This is a genomic window from Lactobacillus gigeriorum DSM 23908 = CRBIP 24.85 (genome assembly GCF_000296855.1).
GTDB classification, from domain to species: Bacteria; Bacillota; Bacilli; order Lactobacillales; family Lactobacillaceae; genus Lactobacillus; species Lactobacillus gigeriorum.
The window spans coordinates 16,340-39,054 of record NZ_CAKC01000093.1 but is presented as its reverse complement, the minus strand read 5'-3'; the positions used below and the strand labels follow the sequence as shown (position 1 = coordinate 39,054).

25 protein-coding genes and 1 riboswitch are annotated in these 22,715 nt (G+C 35.7%); of the genes, 2 read left to right on the top strand and 23 right to left on the bottom strand.

The features are described from left to right. Nucleotides 1-7: 7 nt before the first annotated feature. The 9 genes from hslV to BN52_RS08510 form a co-directional block, all read right to left on the bottom strand. Nucleotides 8-532 (bottom strand): ATP-dependent protease subunit HslV, encoded by a 525-nt coding sequence (hslV, locus tag BN52_RS08550; protein ID WP_008474132.1) that lies wholly within the window; start codon nucleotides 530-532, stop codon nucleotides 8-10. Then, complete coding sequence (gene xerA, locus BN52_RS08545; protein ID WP_008474131.1) at nucleotides 529-1,446, bottom strand: site-specific tyrosine recombinase/integron integrase; 918 nt, start codon at nucleotides 1,444-1,446, stop codon at nucleotides 529-531. The genes hslV and xerA overlap by 4 nt, the downstream gene beginning before the upstream one ends. After that, nucleotides 1,446-2,762 carry a methylenetetrahydrofolate--tRNA-(uracil(54)-C(5))-methyltransferase (FADH(2)-oxidizing) TrmFO gene (trmFO, locus tag BN52_RS08540; protein ID WP_008474130.1) on the bottom strand — a complete coding sequence of 439 codons (1,317 nt, stop codon included), beginning with the start codon at nucleotides 2,760-2,762 and terminating at the stop codon, nucleotides 1,446-1,448. The genes xerA and trmFO overlap by 1 nt, the downstream gene beginning before the upstream one ends. A 175-nt stretch (nucleotides 2,763-2,937) precedes the next feature. Continuing rightward, a complete protein-coding gene (gene topA / locus BN52_RS08535) occupies nucleotides 2,938-5,040 on the bottom strand; it encodes a type I DNA topoisomerase (protein ID WP_008474129.1) in 2,103 nt (700 codons plus the stop codon). A gap of 37 nt (nucleotides 5,041-5,077) precedes the next feature. Continuing rightward, nucleotides 5,078-5,959, bottom strand: coding sequence for a DNA-processing protein DprA (gene dprA, locus BN52_RS08530; RefSeq protein WP_040473529.1), 882 nt, complete (start codon nucleotides 5,957-5,959; stop codon nucleotides 5,078-5,080). 70 nt (nucleotides 5,960-6,029) lie between these two features. Then, on the bottom strand, nucleotides 6,030-6,794 hold the full coding sequence (locus BN52_RS08525) for a ribonuclease HII (protein WP_008474127.1): 765 nt from the start codon (nucleotides 6,792-6,794) through the stop codon (nucleotides 6,030-6,032). After that, on the bottom strand, nucleotides 6,791-7,630 hold the full coding sequence (ylqF, locus tag BN52_RS08520; RefSeq protein ID WP_008474126.1) for a ribosome biogenesis GTPase YlqF: 840 nt from the start codon (nucleotides 7,628-7,630) through the stop codon (nucleotides 6,791-6,793). The genes BN52_RS08525 and ylqF overlap by 4 nt, the downstream gene beginning before the upstream one ends. Before the next feature lie 88 nt (nucleotides 7,631-7,718). Beyond that, nucleotides 7,719-7,946, bottom strand: a complete 228-nt coding sequence (locus BN52_RS08515) for a YozE family protein (protein WP_008474124.1) — start codon at nucleotides 7,944-7,946, stop codon at nucleotides 7,719-7,721. 9 nt (nucleotides 7,947-7,955) lie between these two features. Continuing rightward, nucleotides 7,956-8,807 carry a DegV family protein gene (locus tag BN52_RS08510; protein ID WP_008474123.1) on the bottom strand — a complete coding sequence of 284 codons (852 nt, stop codon included), beginning with the start codon at nucleotides 8,805-8,807 and terminating at the stop codon, nucleotides 7,956-7,958. 120 nt (nucleotides 8,808-8,927) lie between these two features. Here BN52_RS08510 and trhA point away from each other — a divergent pair, with 120 nt between their 5' ends. Next, nucleotides 8,928-9,593 (top strand): PAQR family membrane homeostasis protein TrhA, encoded by a 666-nt coding sequence (gene trhA, locus BN52_RS08505; RefSeq protein ID WP_008474122.1) that lies wholly within the window; start codon nucleotides 8,928-8,930, stop codon nucleotides 9,591-9,593. Nucleotides 9,594-9,636: 43 nt separating this feature from the next. On the opposite strand, the gene BN52_RS08500 is transcribed toward trhA, so the two are convergent. Next, entirely contained in the window at nucleotides 9,637-10,836 is a 1,200-nt protein-coding gene (locus BN52_RS08500; RefSeq protein WP_008474121.1) for a CCA tRNA nucleotidyltransferase, read from the bottom strand. Nucleotides 10,837-10,917: 81 nt separating this feature from the next. Between BN52_RS08500 and BN52_RS08495 the strand changes: the two genes are divergently transcribed. Then, nucleotides 10,918-11,808, top strand: a complete 891-nt coding sequence (locus tag BN52_RS08495) for a YitT family protein (RefSeq protein WP_008474120.1) — start codon at nucleotides 10,918-10,920, stop codon at nucleotides 11,806-11,808. On the opposite strand, the gene BN52_RS08490 is transcribed toward BN52_RS08495, so the two are convergent. The 13 genes from BN52_RS08490 to BN52_RS08430 all read right to left on the bottom strand — a co-directional run bounded on the left by BN52_RS08490 (nucleotide 11,809) and on the right by BN52_RS08430 (nucleotide 22,614). Further along, nucleotides 11,809-13,065 (bottom strand): tetratricopeptide repeat protein, encoded by a 1,257-nt coding sequence (locus BN52_RS08490; protein WP_008474119.1) that lies wholly within the window; start codon nucleotides 13,063-13,065, stop codon nucleotides 11,809-11,811. It lies immediately after the preceding gene. Between the two features lie 80 nt (nucleotides 13,066-13,145). Then, a complete protein-coding gene (locus BN52_RS08485) occupies nucleotides 13,146-13,421 on the bottom strand; it encodes an HU family DNA-binding protein (RefSeq protein ID WP_008474118.1) in 276 nt (91 codons plus the stop codon). Between the two features lie 141 nt (nucleotides 13,422-13,562). Continuing rightward, nucleotides 13,563-14,870 carry a ribosome biogenesis GTPase Der gene (gene der / locus BN52_RS08480; RefSeq protein ID WP_008474117.1) on the bottom strand — a complete coding sequence of 436 codons (1,308 nt, stop codon included), beginning with the start codon at nucleotides 14,868-14,870 and terminating at the stop codon, nucleotides 13,563-13,565. 62 nt (nucleotides 14,871-14,932) lie between these two features. Then, complete coding sequence (rpsA, locus tag BN52_RS08475; protein ID WP_008474115.1) at nucleotides 14,933-16,135, bottom strand: 30S ribosomal protein S1; 1,203 nt, start codon at nucleotides 16,133-16,135, stop codon at nucleotides 14,933-14,935. A gap of 71 nt (nucleotides 16,136-16,206) precedes the next feature. Continuing rightward, nucleotides 16,207-16,872, bottom strand: a complete 666-nt coding sequence (cmk, locus tag BN52_RS08470) for a (d)CMP kinase (RefSeq protein ID WP_008474113.1) — start codon at nucleotides 16,870-16,872, stop codon at nucleotides 16,207-16,209. Between the two features lie 40 nt (nucleotides 16,873-16,912). Continuing rightward, nucleotides 16,913-17,401 carry an SAG1386/EF1546 family surface-associated protein gene (locus tag BN52_RS08465; protein ID WP_008474111.1) on the bottom strand — a complete coding sequence of 163 codons (489 nt, stop codon included), beginning with the start codon at nucleotides 17,399-17,401 and terminating at the stop codon, nucleotides 16,913-16,915. 113 nt (nucleotides 17,402-17,514) lie between these two features. Beyond that, nucleotides 17,515-18,207 (bottom strand): ECF transporter S component, encoded by a 693-nt coding sequence (locus BN52_RS08460; protein WP_008474110.1) that lies wholly within the window; start codon nucleotides 18,205-18,207, stop codon nucleotides 17,515-17,517. Between the two features lie 87 nt (nucleotides 18,208-18,294). Next, nucleotides 18,295-18,409: riboswitch (FMN riboswitch) on the bottom strand. Nucleotides 18,410-18,435: 26 nt separating this feature from the next. Beyond that, on the bottom strand, nucleotides 18,436-19,155 hold the full coding sequence (locus tag BN52_RS08455; RefSeq protein WP_008474109.1) for a pseudouridine synthase: 720 nt from the start codon (nucleotides 19,153-19,155) through the stop codon (nucleotides 18,436-18,438). A 17-nt stretch (nucleotides 19,156-19,172) separates the two neighbouring features. Then, nucleotides 19,173-19,748, bottom strand: coding sequence for an SMC-Scp complex subunit ScpB (gene scpB / locus BN52_RS08450; RefSeq protein WP_008474108.1), 576 nt, complete (start codon nucleotides 19,746-19,748; stop codon nucleotides 19,173-19,175). Further along, a complete protein-coding gene (locus BN52_RS08445) occupies nucleotides 19,741-20,478 on the bottom strand; it encodes a segregation and condensation protein A (RefSeq protein ID WP_008474107.1) in 738 nt (245 codons plus the stop codon). Before BN52_RS08445 ends, scpB begins: the two co-directional genes overlap by 8 nt. 5 nt (nucleotides 20,479-20,483) lie before the next feature. Further along, nucleotides 20,484-20,828 carry a hypothetical protein gene (locus BN52_RS08440; protein ID WP_008474105.1) on the bottom strand — a complete coding sequence of 115 codons (345 nt, stop codon included), beginning with the start codon at nucleotides 20,826-20,828 and terminating at the stop codon, nucleotides 20,484-20,486. A gap of 9 nt (nucleotides 20,829-20,837) precedes the next feature. Beyond that, nucleotides 20,838-21,737, bottom strand: a complete 900-nt coding sequence (gene xerD / locus BN52_RS08435; protein ID WP_008474103.1) for a site-specific tyrosine recombinase XerD — start codon at nucleotides 21,735-21,737, stop codon at nucleotides 20,838-20,840. Further along, nucleotides 21,730-22,614, bottom strand: a complete 885-nt coding sequence (locus BN52_RS08430) for a CvfB family protein (RefSeq protein ID WP_008474101.1) — start codon at nucleotides 22,612-22,614, stop codon at nucleotides 21,730-21,732. Before BN52_RS08430 ends, xerD begins: the two co-directional genes overlap by 8 nt. Nucleotides 22,615-22,715: the final 101 nt, after the last annotated feature.

Below are 22,715 nucleotides of genomic sequence, written 5' to 3'. Positions count from 1 at the left end.
GCCTTTCTTATAATTCATCAGTAGTTATATGATCATCGGTAAAGACATCGATCCCCGAAGCAATTAATACTGCTTCCTTGGCAATCTCAGTAGCAGTCATCCCTTCGCTATGACGCGTCATTGCTATAGCTGCTGCTTGAGCAAAATTGCCACCCGATCCGATTGCAACTACATTTTCATCTGGTTCCAATACTTCTCCATTTCCAGAGATCAATAACAAGTCTGTGTCATTAAAAGCAATTACCATTGCGTTAAGCTTTTGCAAAGTTGGATCTTTTCTCCATGATTGCGCCATTTCTACTGCTGCTCTTCGTAAATTACCGCTGTAGCTTTCAAGCTTTCCTTCAAGCATTTCTTGCAAACTAACAGCATCAGCAACACCACCAGCAAAGCCAATCACTACTTTGTTATGATATATTCTTCTGATTTTTTTGGCTGTTGCTTTAGCAATGACTTTTTCCCCAAGGGTTACTTGTCCATCCCCTGCAATAGCGGTTTTTCCATTATATTTAACTGAACAAATTGTTGTCATTTATCTTCTTTCCTCTTTTTATTGAAATACTTTTCGTATTCATCTTGTAAATGAGCCATAGTTACATGCGTATAAATTTGTGTCGTTGATAAATTGCTATGTCCCAATAGCTCTTGAACTGTTCGCAAATCGGCTCCATTTTTCAACATTGCCGTTGCAAAACTGTGTCTCAATTCATGGGGATGCACTTTTCCAGATATACCAGCAGCATTAAAAACTTTCTGCATAATATATTCAATTCCACGCGCAGATAACTTCTGACCTCTATTATTCAAAAAAACGAAGTTCTGGTCTGATTCATTTCCTAGCATATCTGAACGAACATCGTTCAGATATGTAGCAAGCGCCCTTGCTGTATCTTTATCAAAAACGACATATCGATCTTTATTTCCTTTACCATGGATCAGAATGGTATCCATTGAAAAATCTATTTGATCGATTTTCATCTCACTAACTTCGCTTACTCTTATTCCGGTAGCATACAGCAAACGAAACAACGCAAGATTGCGCTTAGATAATTGATCTGATTTATTAAGACTGGTTAGCACTCGTTGCATTTCTTCACTGTAGAAGAACTCGGGAAGTGGCTTGTCCTTTTTCTTTAGGGAAATCGTCTGCGTTGGATCAATCTTGACAATCTGACGTCTAGCCAAAAAATTAAAGAATGATCGCAATGCTGACAATTTTCTGATTTGAGAACTTCGAGCTAGACTTTGATTAGCAAGATACTGAAGGTATACCTCAATATCACGAGTTGTTACCAAGGTCCAGCCATTAAAACCGCCATTGTCATGCCAAAATGATTTTGCCTTTAACAAATCCGTTTGATATGCCAAAAGCGTTTTTTCACTATATCCGCGTTCATTTTTTAAATATGAAATGAATAATGCTACTTCATCTTGTTCTTGTTTCATTAATCTAATATATCGCTCTTAAATTGACTTAAATCAGTTAAACCACGTTCACTTATTTTTTCGTGACGTTCCTTCTTATTACGAATCTTTTTACCAGTCAAAGTTGGAATTAAAGCAAAACTGGCATTCATTGGTTGGAAATGCTTAGCATCAGTCGTGGTTACATAATTTGCCATTGAACCTAAAGCCGTAGTCTTAGGAAATGCTACTGGTTTTAAGCCATTGGCTAAACGTGTAGCATTGATTCCTGCTACTAATCCAGATCCAGCACTTTCTACATATCCTTCAACACCCGTCATTTGTCCGGCAAAGAAAAGCCCTGGTTGCTTTTTTGTTTGATAAGTTGCTTCCAATACTTCAGGTGAAGCAATATATGTATTTCGGTGCATTTTTCCATATCTTACAAAACGTGCATTCTCTAAGCCAGGAATCATTGAAAAGACACGCTTTTGCTCGCCATATTTCAAATGAGTTTGGAAACCAACAATATTGTACATTGAAGCAGCTGCATTATCTTGACGCAATTGTACTACGGCATAAGGCGTTTCCACAGTATGTGGATCTTCCAAGCCAACAGGCTTAAGTGGACCAAAAAGCATCGTCTTGAATCCTCTGGATGCCATAACTTCAATTGGCATACATCCCTCGAAAACCTCACTATTTTCAAAGCCGTGTAATTCAGCAGTTTCTGCTTTAATCAATTCTTGAATAAAAGTCTCATATTGTTCCTTATTCATAGGACAATTTAGATATGCAGCTTCGCCACGATCATAGCGAGATTTCTTATAAACAATATCCATATTGATTGAATCAGCTGCAACAATTGGAGCGGCTGCATCAAAGAAATGGAGTGAGTCACTACCTGAGAATTTTTGAATATCCTCAGCTAATTTATCACCAGTTAAAGGTCCTGTAGCTACAACTACAATCCCTTCCTTAGGCAACTCAGTTATTTCTTCTTCATGAATAGTAACATTATCTAAATTTCTGATCTTTTCAGTTACATATTTGCTAAAACTATCACGGTCAACTGCAAGTGCGCCACCGGCTGGAACTTGTGTTTTATCAGCTGCACTCATAATTAGAGAATCAAGTTGGCGCATTTCTTCTTTCAACAATCCAACAGCATTTGAAAGTTGATTTGATCTCATTGAATTCGTACAAACCAATTCTGCAAACTCACTTGTTTCGTGAGCAGGCGTCATTTTTTGTGGTCTCATTTCATATAAATCAACCTGAATTCCACGCTTAGCGAGTTGCCAAGTAGCTTCACTACCAGCTAATCCACCACCAATAACAGTGACTTTTTGTACCATCTTCTTCATCCTTTTATTAGTTTATTTTGTCAAAAAAATTCCACTTGATAAATATTATAACCTACTTACAATAGTATCACCAATGATCAACTTTTTATTAAGTATCTTTAAAAATAAAAAACGCTGAGCATATCTCAACGTTTCCAATTCTAATTAATAAAGCACAAGCTTCATCTTATTCATCACTATCTTCTTTAGCTTCTTCTCGGTAATCGCCATTTGGACACAAAACTACCAGATTCTTCTTGGTCTTCTTTTGTACCAAATAATGTCCATCATTAGGACAATTTCTACCAATTGGTTGATCCCATGAAACAAAGTCACAATCAGGATAGCGTGAACACCCATAGAATTTGCGATTTTTCTTTGATTTCTTTTCTACGATTTCGCCCTTACCACATTTAGGACAAGTAACACCGATTTTTTTAACGATTGGTTTCGTATTTCTACAATCTGGGAAGCGTGAACAAGCATAAAATTTACCATATCTGCCCAATTTGATTACCATTGGTGCTCCACAGATGTCGCAGTCAAAGCCAGCAGGTTCATCCTTGATTTGAATTTTTTCGATCTTGGTACTTGCAGTATCCAACTCTTTTTTTAGTGGTTGATAATATTCATCAACTACTTTAACCCAGTTCTTTTGGCCATCTTCAACACTATCAAGATCATTTTCTAATTGTGCGGTGAAATCGATATTTACGATATCTGGGAAAAATTCCTCAATCAATTGATCAACAATCTCACCTAGTTCAGTTGGTACAATCGATCTACCTTCCAATTTGACGTAGTATCTTCTTTGGATGGTATCAATTGTTGGAGCATAAGTTGATGGACGACCAACACCATTTTCTTCCAAAGCCCGAACTAAACTTGCTTCTGTATATCTAGCAGGTGGTAAAGTAAAGTGTTGCTTATTATCTGATTTTTCTAGTTTAACTTGATCCTTTTCTTGAAGATCCGGCAATTCAACACTTTTTTCTTTTTGATTATCATAAACCTTGGTATAACCAGCAAATTTCATCTTTGAACCAATAGTTCTAAAAGTTACACCATTTTGAACAATATCAGCTCTTACAGTATCGTAAACTGCTGGCGTCATTTCACTAGCTAAGAAACGTGACCAAATTAGCTTATATAAGCGATACTGCTCAGTTGTTAGTCGCTCTTTTAAAGAGTCTGGCGTACGATAAACGCTCGTCGGTCTAATTGCTTCGTGAGCATCCTGAGCATCTTCTTGATTCTTAAAGTGCCGTTGGTTCTTAGAAGCATATTCAGGACCATATTGTTCATGTAAAAACTTTGAGGCTTCCTGTTGTGCAACTGGTGATGTCCGTTTGGAGTCAGTTCTCATATAAGTAATTAGCCCTACAGTTCCCTCTTTACCCAAACTGATTCCTTCATAAAGTTGCTGAGCAATGCTCATGGTTCTTCTAGTACGATAACCTAAGCGTTTATTTGCTTCTTGCTGCATCGTCGAAGTAGTAAATGGTGCTGCTGGTTGTCTACGTCTTTCGCTTGCAACAACCTGTGACACTTCAAATTTAGCTTTCTTGTCAATTTTTGTAAGAACATTTTTTACGTCATCGATATTTTTCAACTCTGCTTTTTTGCCATCAATGCTATAAAAGCTAGATTGAAATTTTTCTTTACCTTTACTGAATTGAGCTTCAATCGTCCAATATTCTTGTGGCTTAAACTCTTTGATTTCTTTTTCACGGTTAATGACTAATTTAAGAGCTACAGATTGAACTCTACCAGCACTCAAGCCTTTTTTAACTTTAGACCAAAGAATTGGTGATAATGAGTAACCTACGATTCGATCCAAAACTCTTCTAGCTTGTTGGGCATCTACCGTGTCCATATCAATTGTTCTTGGATGCTTAAAGCTTTCTTTAACTGCATCTTTTGTCACTTCATTAAAAGTTACCCGGTTTTTTTGATTCTCATCCAATTTCAAAACATGCGCTACGTGCCATGCAATAGCTTCTCCTTCGCGATCCGGGTCGGATGCCAAATAGACTTGCTTAGCTTTTTTTGCTTCCGCTTTTAATTCTTTGATCGTATCACCTTTGCCACGAATGGAAATATATTTTGGTTGATAATCATTTTCAAAATCAATTCCCATCTGAGACTTTGGCAAATCTCTAATGTGACCTTTAGATGCAATTACGTGATAATTTCTACCTAAATATTTTTCAATAGTTTTTGCTTTTGCTGGTGATTCAACAATTACCAGATTTTTTTTAGTTTTTGCTTTTTTACTTTTAGTAGGCATATAATGCTTCCTTTTATGATTATATGATTTTATTTATTCAACTTGAGAATAAAGTATTCTTATCCTCCTTGTCAAATGTTTCTTTTTCATCAAGTCTGTAATCGACTACCGGAATAGCCCCTGATTCAATCAAACGGTTAGGCCCCTCAGACAATGCGCTAGTGATCGGACCAGGTATCGCATACACATCCCTATTTTCCTGTAGCGCTAAATTAGCAGTAATCAAGGAACCTGATTTAGCTTTAGCTTCTGTAACTACTACTCCTTGACTTATTCCTGCTAAAATACGATTTCTTTCTGGAAAACGATAAGGCTTAGCAATAGTATCCGGTAGATACTCACTTAGAATTAAGCCCCGTTTTTCAATCCTTTTTTGTAACAGTTGATTTTGTACAGGATAATAATGATTTAAGCCATTACCAACTACAGCAATAGTTGCTCCATCGTTTTCAAGAGTAGCTATATGAGCCATAGTATCAACACCTTTGGCTAAACCACTAGCAATTACTTTCCCTGACGCCACAATATTTGGCACCAATTTTTCAATCACTTTTTGACTATAGTGTGTTGCTAATCTTGAACCTACGATTGTAATAATATCTTTTTTCAGTAACTCAATGTTACCTCTAGCAAACAAGATCAACGGTGGTCGATATATTTGTCGTAAACATTCGGGATATTCGTCATCAAAGAAACTGATGACTCGGCATTGTTGCTTAATTTGCTGACACATCTTTGCCGTTTTTTCATCACAACATGCCTTTATAATTGCACTCTTTAGTTCTTGTGGCAAATCTACGCGATCTATCCAAGCTTGATTAACTTTATCAACATCAAGTTCTTTAGCAATTCTAAGAAGTTTGACATAGCCAATACCTCTTTGTAATTTTAATCCTAATAAAAAATCAGTCTTATTTATACTCATAGATAAAAAACCTCCTAATATATAGATACGCAAAAATTGCAATTTTTTATCTACAAATTTATTTTTAGGACTTATTTTTTGCTGATTCTCTAACAGGAGCGAAACTCATTCGATGTATTGGCGTTGGTCCGAATTCACGCAAAGCCTTTAAATGGTCAGCAGTACCATACCCTGCATTATGTCTAAAACAATATTCTGGGTAAAGCTGATCATAATCATCCATCAATTGATCTCTAAAAACTTTAGCAATAATGGAAGCAGCAGCAATTGAATTTGATTTTGCATCGCCTTTAATTAATTTTACTTGTGGAATGTTAACCGGTACATCCATTGCATCTACCAATAATACATCTGGTCGGCGATCGAGATTATCAACGGCTTGTGCCATTGCCAATCGATCTGCTTCATAAATATTAACTTCATCAATTATCTTAGAAGACTTAACGCCAACTGAAACACTTACGGCTTGCGATAAGATTTGTGGGTAAAGCGCCAAGCGTTTTTCAGGAGTTAGCTTTTTAGAATCGTTAACATCTAAAAGATCAAAATTTTCATCTAAAATGACGGCAGCGGTAACAACAGGCCCTGCAAGTGGTCCTCTTCCCACTTCATCAACCCCTGCTACCAGTTTCTTCTCTTGCCAAAATTCTTTTTCATAAGAAAAACGTCGTTGAAAAGCTTCTCGCTTGAGACGTAGCTTTTCTTGGCGACGTTCAAAAGACTTAACGGCCTTCTGTACTCCAGCCCTTTGATCCTTTTTTAATTCAGCAAGTATATCTACATCAACCTTGTAGTTTTTTAATAGTTCCTGGACTTCTTTGATTGTCATAATCGATCCAATGTTACCCTTCCGAGTTTACCCTTACGCAATCTCTGCAACATATACAAAGAAAAACGATCGTAATCATCCCTCATGCCATAAATATCAGTTAAAGCCAATAATAAATCAGGATTGCTAATCTGCTCTAATTCTTCCTTATTTGAACGTGCAAACTTAATTAAATCATTCAAATAATATTTACGTAATAATTCAAGTACAAACAAGGCGACGTCATCTGCATGAAAAACTGTATCCTTAATTGCTCCAAAAGCAGCTAACTTATATCCTACTTGTTGATCATCGAACTTAGGCCATAAAATTCCTGGTGTATCTAAAATTTGAATATTAGATTTAGTCTTCAACCAAGTTTGTCCTTTTGTAACACCTGGCTTATTGCCAACTTCAGCAACATTGCGACCAACTAAGCGATTTATGATCGTTGATTTTCCACAATTTGGAATACCAGCAAAAGCAATTCTAATAGTCGGATTAACTGCTCCTTTATCTTCAAATTTCTTAGTTTTAGCACTACCAGCTTTTTTTATTAAATGGATCAGTCCTTGCATATTTGTGTTATGCAAAGAGTCCATTGCAATAACATAATTAGCTGTCTTTTGTAATTCTTTTTGCCAAAATTTAGTTAATACTGGATCAGCTAAATCTGCTTTATTTAAAATTACGATATGTGGCTTTTGACCAACTAATTCACCAATCATCGGATTTCTTGAAGCTTGAGGAATTCTTGCATCTAATACTTCAACAATCACGTCGATAAGATTCAATTTGTCTTCTAGCTGGTTTCTGGCCTTATTCATATGGCCTGGGTACCATTGTATTGTTGGCATTTTTATCTCCTTTTTAATATAATTTAGTAACAACTTCATTTAATAATATTGTAGAACATAAAAAAAACCTATTAAAAGGCTTTTCATGTTAATATTGCATTTTCTCACGATATTTTTCGTATGCTTCATCGAAAATGCTCATTGCTGGTAAATAGCTCGCATTTAATTCCAGATAGTCCGAAAGCTTTTCATAATTTTGTTCCTGCTTTGGAAAAGTCTGATCATGTTGAGCATTACCTGCAAATACTGCAACTGGATCAGTTGAATCTGGATCAATTTGAGTCATCAAAAAACGATAAAAACTCTCTCGATACATTAATATACCTTATTTCACGATGTACAAAATAGCATAAGCCCCAGTACCTGCATGGGTAGCAACAATTGGGCTTGTTTGTCTAACTAGTACATTAATACTTGGATTGATTTCATGAATTCGATCAGCCAATAACTCCATTTCTTCTGGAGTATCCACATAGGAAATACCGACATCAGTTATTCGATCTTTCTTCTCTTCGATTTCTTTTAAAACCTGTTCATCAAAAGCTTTGGAAAATTTCTTTCCTCTACCCTTTTTGAAAACACCCAGCTGCCCATCAGGCATATGCAATTCAACTCTAATATTTAATAAAGTGGCTACCTTTCCAGTTAATGCTCCAAGTCGTCCACCTTTGATCAAGTTTTTCAGATCGACAACCATCATTCTCAACTCTTGACCTTTTTTAAGTTGCTCCACATGAGCAATAATTTCTTCCACAGTTTTACCTGCTTGTGCGTCTTTAGCAGCAGCTAAAACCTGCAGTCCTTCTGCTCGATCTGTTAATTCTGAGTCAATTAAGGTTACTTGATCACCTACGCCTGCTATTTCAACAGCCTGTCTAGCAGCATCGATTGTACCACTTAGTGATTTAGCCAAAAAAATACCAATTACTTTACTACCGTCTGCAGTAAGATTCTTAATAACATCTACAAAGCGACCAATAGATGGTTGACTGGTTTTCGGCAACTCAACCGATTCCTTCATTTTCTTGACAAAATCACTTCGACTGATATCTTCCCCATCGATATAAGTCTTACCATCAATTGATATTGTTAATGGTACAATTGTAATTTGGTACCTATCGATTTCCTCAGGTGTCAATTGAACAGAAGAGTCCGTCATTATTTTAATTTTTGTCAATTTAATGCCCTCAATTCTATTACGTCCATACATAAATAAGTATGTTAAAATATGGACTAACTTATAAAGTAAGTATATCAAAAAAACCGCAATTCGAACTAATTGATTGGAGTTAAATACATGAAATTGTCTTCACTTTGGCAAAAACCAACAAATCAGTCTCATAAATATTATGTTCTCGACAACATTTTCAGCTCGATTACTCATGGGATTGGTTTTGGCTTAGCTGTTGCTGGGCTAGTCATTCTAATCGTCAAGGCTGCTCATACAGGTGATCCAATGAGAATAGTAACTTTTATGATCTATGGCTCTTGTTTAGTTTTACTTTATCTTTTTTCAACATTATTTCATAGCCTTATTTTTACTAAAGCACGAAATGTCTTTCAAATATTTGACCACTCATCAATTTTTTTATTAATAGCAGGATCCTATACGCCATATTCTTTAGTAGCAATCGGTGGTATTTGGGGATGGGCACTTTTTGGATTGATTTGGGCAACAACCATCTTTGGAATTCTATATTATATTTTCAATCGAGGCAAGCATGTTATCTTTGATACCATTTTGTATATCATTATGGGTTGGCTTATTATCTTTTCTGGAAATTATCTATATCATCGTCTAAGTCCAACTGGCTTTTGGCTGTTGGTTGCTGGGGGCGTAGCTTACACTCTTGGCGCTTTGCTTTACACAATGAAAGGCGTGCCATTTATCCATGTTATATGGCATTTATTTGTAATGCTGGGATCGATTTTGATGTACTTTTCTGTTTTATTTTACGTATAAAAATATTTATCCACCAAAAAAGAAGGCCGATCGGCCTTCTTTTTTACATAACTTTTTTTATGTATGATTTGATTTCATCAATATCGTTTTCTAACAAACCAGCAATTACTTGCTTCTTGATGTCCTCAAGGATCTTTCCTAGGTGTGGTCCTGGCGTAATTCCTAACTTTATTAAGAAGTTACCGTCAATTGCTAATTCATCGTTATGTTTGATTGGTAACGCCATATAGCGATCAACCAATACTTTAGAATCTATCGGTTGACCCAAGATATGAGCCACATCAATTGTATTCAATAGCGTTGTTTTTCCTACCTCAAATAGCTGATAGTCACTTGGAGAAGTTTCAGATAATAAATCAAAAAAGTTTACTATTTTTTCAACTTCATCGCTCATTGCATTGGAATTCTTCCACGCACGCATAAATTTTGAAATTTGATCATTCTGTAACTTGAGCAAAATAATGATAATTGACCATAGACTTGTCTCTTCACTAGGACTGAACTGCAGTTTTGGATATACTTCTAATAAATGCTGTTTACCTTCCATATATGGAACTTCTTCGCTTAATTTCGTGTCCATAAACATTTGGAATGCTTCTCTTGAATTTGGACCCAAGCCTAATTTAACGAATTCTTCTCTTACTCGTTCAATTGAAATTTTGCTCAGTAGCTTATGATGTTGGAGGATAGCTGCTTCCGTGTGTTGTTCCAAGCTAAATTTTAATTGACTTACAAAACGTACAGCACGCATCATTCGCAGCGCATCTTCATGAAATCGCTTCTCTGGATTACCAACTGCCTTAACTAATTTATTGTCTAAATCAGTTAAGCCGTTAAACAAATCAATGATCTCACCTTTTGTATTCATTGCTAATGCATTAATGGTAAAATCGCGCCGTTTCAAATCTTCTTCTAGACTTTGCACAAAGGTTACATGATCTGGCCTTCTAAAATCTTGATATTCCGACTCAGTTCTAAAGGTAGTTATTTCATAACTTTGGCCATTATATAAAACCGTGACCGTTCCATGCTTAATTCCAGTATCAATCGTCTTGTCAAACGTCTCTTTAACCTCTTCAGGATATGCACTAGTAGCAATGTCAATATCATGAATATGGCGATGTAACATCAAATCTCTAACGGATCCGCCAACAAAATATGCTTCATAGCCTGAAATTTCTAATTGTTTCAAAACAGGTAAAGCATCAATAAAAATTTGCGGTAGTTCTGTAATTTTCATCATCAAATAAACCAACTCGTTTTAATATTATTTCTATTCTTTTTGTGTTATTTTATTATTAGTGACAAACTTGGAGGTACTGATATGCCAAAAATAAATTACAAAAAAGTAACTTTTGAACTAATCATGGTATCCCTTGGATGTGCCATTTATGCTCTTAGTCTAGATATGATCTCTGTTCCTAATCAACTAGCCGACGGCGGACTAAGTGGGGTAACTTTGATCCTTCACCATTTTTGGAACATTGACATGGGATTAGCCACCCTAGTTTTGAACATCCCTCTAATTATTTTAGGATATCGTTATATGGGAAAGCTCCTGCTTGCTTACACTATCTGGGGCACCGTATCACTGTCGTTTTTTCTTTGGCTTTGGCGCCTATTCCCTATTATAACGCAATTAAATTTAGATCACGATCTCTTTCTTTCAGCTATTTTAGCAGGAACGTTATCTGGTTTTGGCCTCGGAATTGTCTTCAGATATAACGGAACTTCTGGAGGTACTGATATTATCGCCCGAATCTTTCAAATAAAATTTGGAATTTCATCTGGAAAGATGCTACTACTTTGTGATGCAGTTGTTCTTTTCGCATCGCTGTCATATCTTGATATAAAGCATATGATGTATACATTGCTAGCTTCCTTCATTCTTTCGCGAGTTTTAGATACAGTACAACAAGGTGCTTATAGTGCGAGAGGTTTATTAATTATCTCCGATCACTATCAAGAAATCGCTAAAATGATCGATCTTGAACTGGAACGAGGATTTACTTATTTAAACGCACTTGGTGGCTATCAAGAGGATGAAAAAAAAGTTATCTATGTTGTAGTTTCTCCTAGAGAAATACCACAGATTAAGCAACTAATTCATCATGAAGACCCAAATGCTTTCATAACGATTTTTGAAGTACATGAAGCACTTGGCGAAGGCTTTACCTATAAAACCAAGAAAAATCATTTTTTCATACGTAAATAATTATTTAGCCAAATCATTATACAGATCTTGCATCTCGTAATCTTCAGGTTTTAGTTCTAAATATTTACGAAGCAATTCAAGAACAATATTTTTACTATCAAATTGTGTATTAAAGAATATAATCATCTGTCTCAAAAAGTCAGGATTAGTTTGATAGTCAGGATAAGCCAAAAGATATTCGCTTTTGGCTTTTTTGTCGTCTTCTAAAAATTGATATGATTGTGCTAAGTTCCAATGAACCTGTGCATCCTTGTCTTCATCATCAAGCTTGGCAAACAAATCAATATTATCTTGATATTTTCTTTCGCTTAGGTAGACATTTGACAACTGTAAGCGTAGTTCACTATTATCTGGTGCTACTTTTAAGCCCTTTTGTAGCAAGTCTTCTGCAGTTTCCAATTCTCCTAATTTAGCGGCAGCAATTGCTCCCATCGAATACAGGGTTTCATCTAACTCGTTATAAGCCAACCCTGCTTGAGCCGAACGCAAAACCTGATCATAATCATTCTTCAGTTGATATGCCTGAGCTAGCATTGGGTATGCATTAACATAATCCGGATTTTGGTCAATTACACTATCTAGCTGTTTGATTGCATCATCAACTTCATTGGCATAAAGAAGAATTACCCCTGCTTGATACTTACTGTCAATATCTAATAATTCACTTGTATGTTTTTTGATGATTTCAGCTGCTTCTTCATAATTTCCCAGCTTAGCCTCTGTTTGGAATAAACGTTGGTTTAAATTAACCTCTCCAATTTGATTTTCTCTAGTCAATAAATCTTCATAAAGCGATTTTGCTTCTTCAAATTCACCAGCTAAGAAATCCAATTCAGCCAAACCAAATTTAATTGTATCTTCTTTAGGTGCAATTTCACTAGCTTTAAGCAACTTGTCTTTAGCTACTTCTAATAAGCCTTCAGTTTGATAATAATCTGCTTGAACCAACAAACTATCAAGATATGCTGGGGAGCTTTCTGAAATACCGTACAGTAAAGTAAGAGCATCATTATCATTACCATCGTTGAAAAGTATTTCTGCTAAATATACTTTAAAAATATCTTCTCTTGGAAACTTAGCTATTAAATCACGATAAACATCTTTGGCTAAATCTGAAAACCCAAAATCTGTTAAATTTTCGGCTAAAGAGGCAAGTACTTCAGGATCATCGTTTTCCAAAGCTTTTCTTAATAGGATCTTACTCTGAGAAAAATCATGTCCTTCAATTGCATCTAGTAATTGTTCAGAAAACATCATTCTTTTTTCCTATCTTTCTACAACAAATTAAAAAGCATCGGTTCGATTAGGATACCAATGCTTTTTCACTATTAAAATACTTATTTAATAGCATCCTTAAGTGCTTTACCTGGTTTAAATGCAGGGATTTGACTTGCAGGAATTTCAATGTCTTCACCAGTTTGAGGGTTACGACCCTTGCGTGCAGCACGGTGACGAACTTCAAAAGTTCCAAAGCCAATCAATTGCACCTTATCGCCTTTAGCTAAATCTTCTTGAATTGAGCTAAGTAAAGCTTCTACAGCTGCGCTAACTTCTTTTTTAGTTAATTGAGTTTTAACAGCTACTTCTGAAATCAATTCTGCTTTATTTGCCATAATTGAAAACCTCCTGACCAGGAAAGGGTCCATGGTCAAAAACTATACATTCTATAAAAACCAGAAAATATTCTGGGAGGAACTTTACTCCCACACTGATAAAATAGCACAGAAACCGCTTAATAACAAGGGTTTGAACAATTATTTTCGCTTTCTAGCAATAATTTTTATTGGTGTACCTTCAAAATTAAAGTTTTCACGCAATTGATTAATTAAGAAACGCTTGTAGGAGAAATGCATCAGTTCTGGATCATTAACAAACACAACAAATGTAGGCGGATTTCCTTTAACTTGAGTTATATAGTACACTCTAAGCCGCTTTCCCTTAACCATTGGAGTTGGAACTAATTTACTTACTTCTAGTAGCATTTCATTCAACACACTTGATTGGATTCGTTGAGTTTGATTTTCATGAACTTTCTTTACCAGTTGCGGTAATTGATTAATTCTTTGCCCAGTTTCTGCAGAGACAAAGATAATTGGAGCATAGTCTAGATACTGAAACTCATCACGAATTACCTTTTCAAAGTCTTTAGCGCTATTGCTGTCTTTCTTAGGCAAATCCCATTTATTAACTACTATAATTACGCCTTTACCAGCATCGTGAGCATATCCAGCAACATGCTTATCTTGTTCTCTAATGCCAGTACTTGCATCTAAAACCAATAAAACTACATCAGAGCGTTCAATCGCACCCAGCGCACGCATAACTGAATATTTTTCAGTTTTTTCGTAGACTTTTCCCCTTCTTCTAATTCCAGCGGTGTCAATCAACCGGAATTTAGTACCATCTTCATCTGTAAAAGGAGTATCAATTGCATCTCGGGTAGTACCTTCCATGTTTGCAACGATTACTCGTTGTTCACCAAGAAGCTTATTAACGATCGATGATTTTCCAACATTAGGTCTTCCGATTACACTAAATGCAATAGTTTCATCATCAACTTTATCGGATTTTTCAGGGAAGCTGTCGACAACTTTATCAAGCAAATCCCCGATCCCAGTTCCATGACTTCCTGAAACTGGGATTGGATCACCTAATCCCAAGCTATAAAAATCATAAATATTAACTCTTTGTTCAGGATTATCAGCCTTATTAACTGCTAAAATTATCGGTTTAGTAGTTTTATAAAGAAGTTGAGCAATTTTTTCATCAAGATCCGTAATTCCTGAAAGAACATTGGTTAGGAAAATAATTACATCAGCTTCATCAATTGCAATTTCAGCTTGTGCTCTTATCTCTTCTTCGATCTTGCCATCTTCCCAAGTAATACCACCAGTATCAATGATATTAAACTTATGTCCTAACCATTCTGCAGGAGCATAATTTCTATCTCTTGTAACTCCAGGTCGATCTTCTACAATGGCTAACCGTTCATTAATAATCCGATTGAACAATGTCGACTTACCTACATTTGGTTGTCCAACAATTGCCACAGTTGGTAACATGTCTTGTCATCTCCTTTGCTATCAAAAAAGACCGACTTAGAGCCGGCCCTCTTGATTAATGATTAATTACGATCTTTTAATTGGTCACCGATAATGTCGCCTAATGCAAAACCATTGTCATCGTTGTTCATGTACTTCTTATTTACTGAATTGTCAGTACGTGGACGACGTGGACGTGCACTTTCACTAGCAGCATTTTCTTCAGTTGCCTTGATTGAAAGTGAAATTCTCTTTTCACTTGGATCAATGTTCAAAACCTTAACCTTAACGTTTTGACCAACTTTCAAAACATCGCTTGGCTTATCAACATGCTTGTTTGAAATTTCTGAAACGTGTACTAAACCTTGAATACCATCAGTTACTTCAACAAAAGCACCGAAGTTAGTTAAAGACTTAACTTCACCTTCAAAAACGTCACCTTCGTTCAAGCTTGAAGTTGCTTGTTCAAATGGAGAAGGTTCAGTTTGCTTAATTGACAAGGAGATACGGTGTCTATCATCATCGATACCGATAACTTTTACCTTAACATCTTGGCCAACCCTCAAAGCATCGCTTGGCTTATCAATGTGCTTGTATGAAATTTCTGAAATGTGAACCAAGCCATCAACGCCACCGACATCAATGAAAGCACCAAAGTTAGTTAAACGAGAAACCTTACCTTCAACAACGTCACCAACAACTAATTGTGATGCAACCTTGTCAAAAGCTTCTTCACGTTCTTCTTCAACAAGATCCTTGTGTGAAAGGATTAAACGATTCTTGTTAGGATCAATCTCAGTAATCTTAAGCTTCATAGTCTTACCAATGTATGGCTTAAGATCTGAAACATAACGACTTGAAATAAGTGAAGCTGGCAAGAAACCTCTAGTACCAACATCAACTAACAAACCGCCACGAACTGAAGAAGTAACAGTACCTTCAATTGCGTTACCTTCTTCAAAGTCCTTTTGCAACTTATCAAATGCTTCACGTTCCTTCAAGCGGGTAACTGAGAAGAAGAATTCACCATTTTCCTTATCGCCACCAGCTCTCTTTAATACCAAAGCCTTGATAGTTTCACCAGGTTTAACTAATTCAGTTAAATCTGCATTACGGTCGGTAGTGAATTCACGGCGAGTAATAACACCTTCAACACCAGCGTTAACTACGCCAACATCAAGTTGACCATCTTCAACGTCTAATACTTCGACATCAACAATATCTCCGACCTCAACTCCTTGCATTTGTTTTAATGCGTCTAAAAATTGATTACTATTATCTGACATATGTACCTCCCAAATATCAATCTCCATTTTATAGGAAAGCGAGACTTTTTTCTACTATTTTACGATGTTTTTTATAACTTTTTTTGAATTTGTTCTAAAATGCTCTGAACTACTTCTTCAATAGTCATATTTGTAGTGTCTATTTCAACAGCATCATCGGCTTTTTTTAATGGTGAAACTGCACGATGAGAGTCTTTGTAGTCCCTAGCGGCAATATCTGCTTCAATTTCTTCAACAGTTTGGTCTGACTTAATACCCCTCTGCTTTAAATCAAGTAACCGTCGTTCAGCTCTTGATCTTGCTGATGCCACTAAAAATATCTTAACTTCAGCATTAGGTAAAACTGTTGTTCCGATATCACGGCCATCCATGACTACATTAGTTGAACCTGCCATTTTTCTCTGCAAACTCACCATTTCTTCTCTTACTCCTGGTAAAGCAGATACTTGCGAAACATTTGCAGAAATCTCAGGTGTACGGATCTCTAATGAAATATCTTTTCCAGCTGAATAAACCAGCTGTTCTCCACCTTCAGTTTTAAATTCAATTCCGTCGCTAGCAACGGCTTCTAAAATACCTTTTTCATCGCCATAATCTAAATTATGATTCTTAGCAATTACTGTACAAGCACGATACATCGCTCCTGTATCAATATAGATATAAGATAATCTTTTAGCAATAATCTTTGCTACTGTACTTTTTCCTGCTGAAGCAGGACCATCAATTGCAACTTGCATTCTTTACTTATGAGTTAAAACTCGTTTTCCTTTCTTTTATCTATTTAAGTTTTAAGACTTGTCCAGCGTAAAGCTGTGAAGTATCAGTAATTCCATTTAATTCAGCGAGCTGGTCAACTGTCATGCCGTTTTCCGTAGCAATACCTGAAAGAGTATCGCCAGACTTAACTACATAAGTATCAGCATTATTGGCTGAAGTCGAATTCTTCTTAGTAGTGGACGCAGCTTTAGTTACTGATTTCTTTGAAGCTGTTGACTTCTTCGAGGATTCTACCGATCCCTTTTTAGATGACAACTTTGATGACTTCCTCTTTGCACTGTCGCTCTTACTAGTTTTTTCAAGGGTATAAACTTTAGCAGTTCTTTGCTGTGCAGATAAATAATAGACAGTTGGAACTAATGCGATTAAAACCACAACTATTAAGCCAAGCCAAACTTTCCATGATTTTTTATCTGGACTAGTCTTGGTAGATCTAGGTTTATTTGGGCGCTCATAGTGTTTATATGGACCCTTGGAATTATCATCCATAAGAATCCTCCTCCCATTTATTTTCTAATCTAGATTTTAACATATATCGTTTATCATTACATAAAAAAATCTATCAAAAAAGCACAGCAACCAAGTGCTGTGTCAGTTTAATATTACTTGCTCAAATTAAATTTCCTTCTTACAAATGGTCTAATGCTCTTTAATACTGATTCAAATAAAATGAATACTACTACTGCATTAATAGCACCCTTGATCAAATTAAATGGTACGATAATGCCAAAAATATAAGCTGACATTGAAGGCAAATGTAATAGTTGACCAAGATAGACTTTTTCAGTGAAATTGTACAATGCTGCATAGTTAGCAATGTGTGGTACATTAGCCATAGACGTTACTGCATATACTGGAGTTAAAATAAATGCATTAGTTAAAGATAGAACCAAAGTCATCATTACAATTCCAATTAATAAGCCCAATACTGGATACAAATGGCCTTTTACAGTGTTTCTATTTTCCTTAGTAATTCCTTTAGCAATGAAATAGAATGGCAAAGCAAAAGACATTGTTGCTACAAAGGCTGCAATTTGACCTACCACACTTGGCAAAGCAAAGCCACTTAAAACTAACCCTAAAAGCATTCTAACAAATGCAATAAACATTCCTGGGCCTGCTCCAAACAAAAAAGTCCCAATTGTAATTACAACATCAGAAAAGTCAAATTTCAAAAATCCAATTCCTGGTAAAATTGGAAATTCAAATTTCATAATCACAAAAGCAATTGCTCCAATTAGTGCATATGCAATTACATTAGCTAAATTTTTTACTCCGGTAGTTGAACGTTCCATATAACTTACTCTTCCTTTCTGAATAAACAAAAGGTCTGTTGCTTCAGCAACAGACCTTTAAAAAGTAAGTTATTCTCTTTTTAAGGTGTCTGTCTTCTTCCATCTAGACTTTAACTATCGGTATCACTTAAGAATTCAGCCACTTGCGTGGGTCGCGGACTTTACCGCCGGTCGGGACTTTCACCCTGCCCTGAAGACAACAAACTAATATTCAATTACAATTGTATTCTAATCAACTCGATGCAATCTGTCAACTTCTACGCGTGACAATTCCCGATATTCACCAGAATTTAGTCCCTTTAAATCTAAAAATGCGTACCGCTCTCTTGATAGTTTTATCACTGGATGTCCAACGGCTTTGAACATCTTCTTTACTTGATGATAATGTCCCTCATGAATCGTTAACTGGACTAACTGAGTATCCTTTTTAGGATTAGTTTTTAGTACTCTCACCCTAGCTTTAGCACTCTTGTGTCCATCAAAGCGAACACCCTGTTTTAGTTTGATAATCTCATCCTCAGACAAACTGCCTTCAATTTTGGCCACATAAACTTTATCTACTTCATGTTTAGGATGCATCAATAAATTTGCCAGCTTACCATCATTCGTCATCAGAAGTGCACCAGAAGTGTCATAATCAAGACGACCAACAGGATAAAGCCGATATGGTACGTCTGCAAAATAATCTACAACAGTTTTTCTTCCTTTTTCATCCTTTGCTGTTGAAACAACGCCACGTGGTTTATAAAAAAGATACGTATGCAAGCTTTCACGTTCAATTGGTTCACCATCAACAGTAATATTGCTAAAAGTTTCTACCTTAGTTCCTAGCTTAGTAACTACTTTTCCATCTACTCTCACGCGCCCCGCAACAATCATCTGTTCTGCTTTTCTTCTAGAAGCAATTCCTGCTTCAGCAATTACTTTTTGTAATCTTTCTAATGTCATAATTATCCTTTCATATACTATTTAGGATCTAAATTACCATTTTGTTCAAACAAATCTGTAGGAGTGCTATCTTCTTCAAAGTCCTCAATTAAAGGTAGATCTGCTAGCGACTTAAAATCAAAGTACTGCAAAAAATAATCCGTTGTACGATACAAATTAGGATGTCCTGGCGCTTCTTTTTTTCCATCAGTTTTGACGAGACCTCTCCAAATTAATGTTTGAATCGCACCTGAGGAATTTACTCCTCTAATTTCATCAATTTCAACTCGAGTGATTGGTTGCTTATAGGCAATGATCGAAAGAATTTCCAATGCCGATTGACTCAAATTCTTTGCCAAGTCTTTAGCAAAATATTTTTCTACAATTGAGCTCACTTCACGATTAGTTGTTAATTTATAGATATTATTTATTTGAATAATTTGAAGCGCACTACTTGCATCCCTTTGATATTTTTCTATCAGCTCTTTAATTAGCATTTCTAGTTCTGGAATAGAAATATTAAGCAATTCACACAAATTATGCACATCAATGCCATCATCGCCAGCTAAATAAAGCACTGCCTCCAAATTTCGTATTAATTTACTATCATCCATTATATGATACCTTCTCAAGTTGTATGTCCTCAAAATTATCAATCTGCCACGCAGTTGCTTGATGATTTTTGCAAAGCTCCAAAGTCGCTAAAAATAATGCAATTGCATCTGCTAATGTAGAAAAATTATTTAAGCAAGTGAAAAAACTTACTTTTTGATTCAAAGTCAGTTTTTCTTGTAAAAAAGATATCATCTCAGGAATACTTTTAGCACGCAACTTAACTTCTGCTGCAACTGGTTGTCGCAACTTTTGTTTTCTAACTACAGTAGCAAAAGCTGCAGTTAAATCAGACACAGAAATCTTTCCTTTAGGCAACAGATTAAGCTTATTTTCAGAAGAAGTACTTGGTTCTTTGCTAACAATAATCGGTACGTTCTGCTCCCTTTCTTTAAAATATTCAGAAGCCTTTTTAAAAACAGAATACTGAATCAACTGCTCTACCAATTCATCTCTAGGATCTTCCTCGTAAGCTACATCATCTTCGAAGTCATTCTTAGGTAATAAATATTGTGACTTTATCCGCAAAAGCGTGGCAGACATCAAAAAATATTCGCCAGCAATTTGCAAATTTAAGCTCTGCATCCGCTGTAGGTATGCCATGTACTGTCGAGTGATTTTAGCTATCGGTATATCATAAATATCGATTTCTTGAACTTTGATCAAATGTAACAATAAATCAAGCGGTCCTTGAAAATTCGGCAATTCTAATTTTAAATCATCATTTTCCATTTATTTTATCCAAGCATTTTTAATAGGTAGGTATATTCTGGTAAAGCTGAAAGTTGTTTATCAAGATGTGTTTGTTTTAGCTCTATCACCATCTCTTTAGCAACCAACTCATCTCGATATCCTGGTGCAAGCGAAATATAACGAATTACTACAAATTTATCAGTTTCCTGTGTTCCAATAATTCCCATAACATTGTTTTTATTATCCCTATATAAATATAGGTGGAATTCGTTGTCTTTTTGAATCAAAGACATTTCAGCTTGCAAATTTATCAGATTTTTGTAGTCAGGCAAGTATGATAGTAAGCCCATGGCAATTTTTTCATAATCTTTTTTATAAGGTATTAACATAATTCTTCCCTAAACTCGTGGATGTGTCTTTTGATATACTTCATAAATATGCTTTTGTGTTAAATTCGTGTATATTTGCGTCGTGCTTATGTCAGAATGTCCTAGAATCTCTTGAACAACTCTTAAATCTGCACCATTTTCAAGCAAATGTGTGGCAAAAGTATGTCTTAAAGTATGTGGAGTAACATCTTTTTCGATTCCAGCCGTTTGACAATAATGTTTTATTATTTGCCAAACAGCTTGTCTTGTCAATGATCCTCCTCGATTGTTTAAGAAAACATACTCTGAATAATCGCCATTTTTCAAAAGCATTGGCTCACGCACTTCTTTTTCGTATTTTTCTAGCCAGGAAAGGGCAAGATCACTAATAGGAACAAGGCGTTCTTTAGATCCTTTGCCAAAGACTTTGATCAACTTCAAATCTTGGTGAACATTTTCTTCAGTAAGGCTTATCAACTCACTTACGCGCATTCCCGTTGCATATAACATTTCTAGAAGAGCTTTATCACGTATACCCAATTTCTTTTTAACATCCGGCTGCATCAGCAATTTTTCAATTTCTTCAACTGACAGAGCTACTGGCAAGCGATGTTCCTTTTTAGGCGGATCAACCTCGATCATTGGATTTAATTTTTGAATATTCTGTCGAGCTAACCACTGATAAAACTTTCTTAAACTTGAAATCATCCTACTAATTGAACTAGTAGCCTTATGTTGATCTTTTTGTTCTGCCAAAAAAGCATCGATTTCAATCGCTTCAGTTGGCCAGGATATTAGCTGTTCTTTTTCCAAAAATTGTAAGAATGCCATTAAATCTTGGCGATACGCTAAAATCGTATTTTCGCTCAAGCCTCTTTCTAATTGTGCATAGCGCAAATAATCATCGATTTGATCTTTAAGTTCACTCATCGTTCTCATCCGGATCTTTAACTAAAGTAATTGTTCCACTTTCTTTATCTTCCGTCACCCAACCGTTTTTTAATAGATGTCCCAAAGCGCGCTTAAAAGCTGACTTTGAAATACCAAAATAATTTTTTATCTCTACAGCATCGGATTTATCATAAAATGGTAAGGTTTTTGTTGGTTTTCGTCTTAAACTCATTAAAATCATAGCAGCATCGTCATCGATTTCTTCAAAAGCGCGTGGTAAACTACTTAGATTTAACCTTCCATATCTACTAATACCTATTACTCTTGCTTTAAGTTGTTCCCCTAATCTAAGTGGACGAACCATCTGACTACTATGAATAAAAGCCAGGTAGTACTTATCTGTTAACACAAATGCTCCAATTTCTCGACTTGCATAAACCGTCGCAAATACATCTGTATTTACCATACTATTTGGAAAATGTGCTGATAATTGATCAAAAATATTTTCATCTGCTAACTTAGCCCAAATACGATCTTTATCATCAGTCTCTAGTTTAACCATTAATCGATCATCTTTTCTTGGCCAACGTGCATGATCACGGGGAAGATCATCCATTGAAAGAACTACATCTTTATCCTCAAGCCCAATATCCACAAAAACACCTAGGCCTGGTCTAACAGCTGTTACTTTGCCCCAGCCATATTGGTCTTGACCAGCAAAAGGCAAGAACTGAGTCATTTCCTTTTCATGGTGTTGATTTTCATAAATAAATCCAGTTACTTCATCTCCAAGTTCGGGGATCTTTTCTTGCGTTACCTCGTAGCGCTTCAACTCATAAGTAATTCCTTCAACCTGTACGTAAAAGGCATCATCATTTTGATCAGTAACTTTGCCAGTTTGTATTGTACCTAACATATAAAATTCTCCTGACTACTTTACATATTCCTTTTAATCAGTATACGAGAATTTTTAGCAAAATAAAATAGCCAGTTTAAAAACTGACTATTTTATCTATA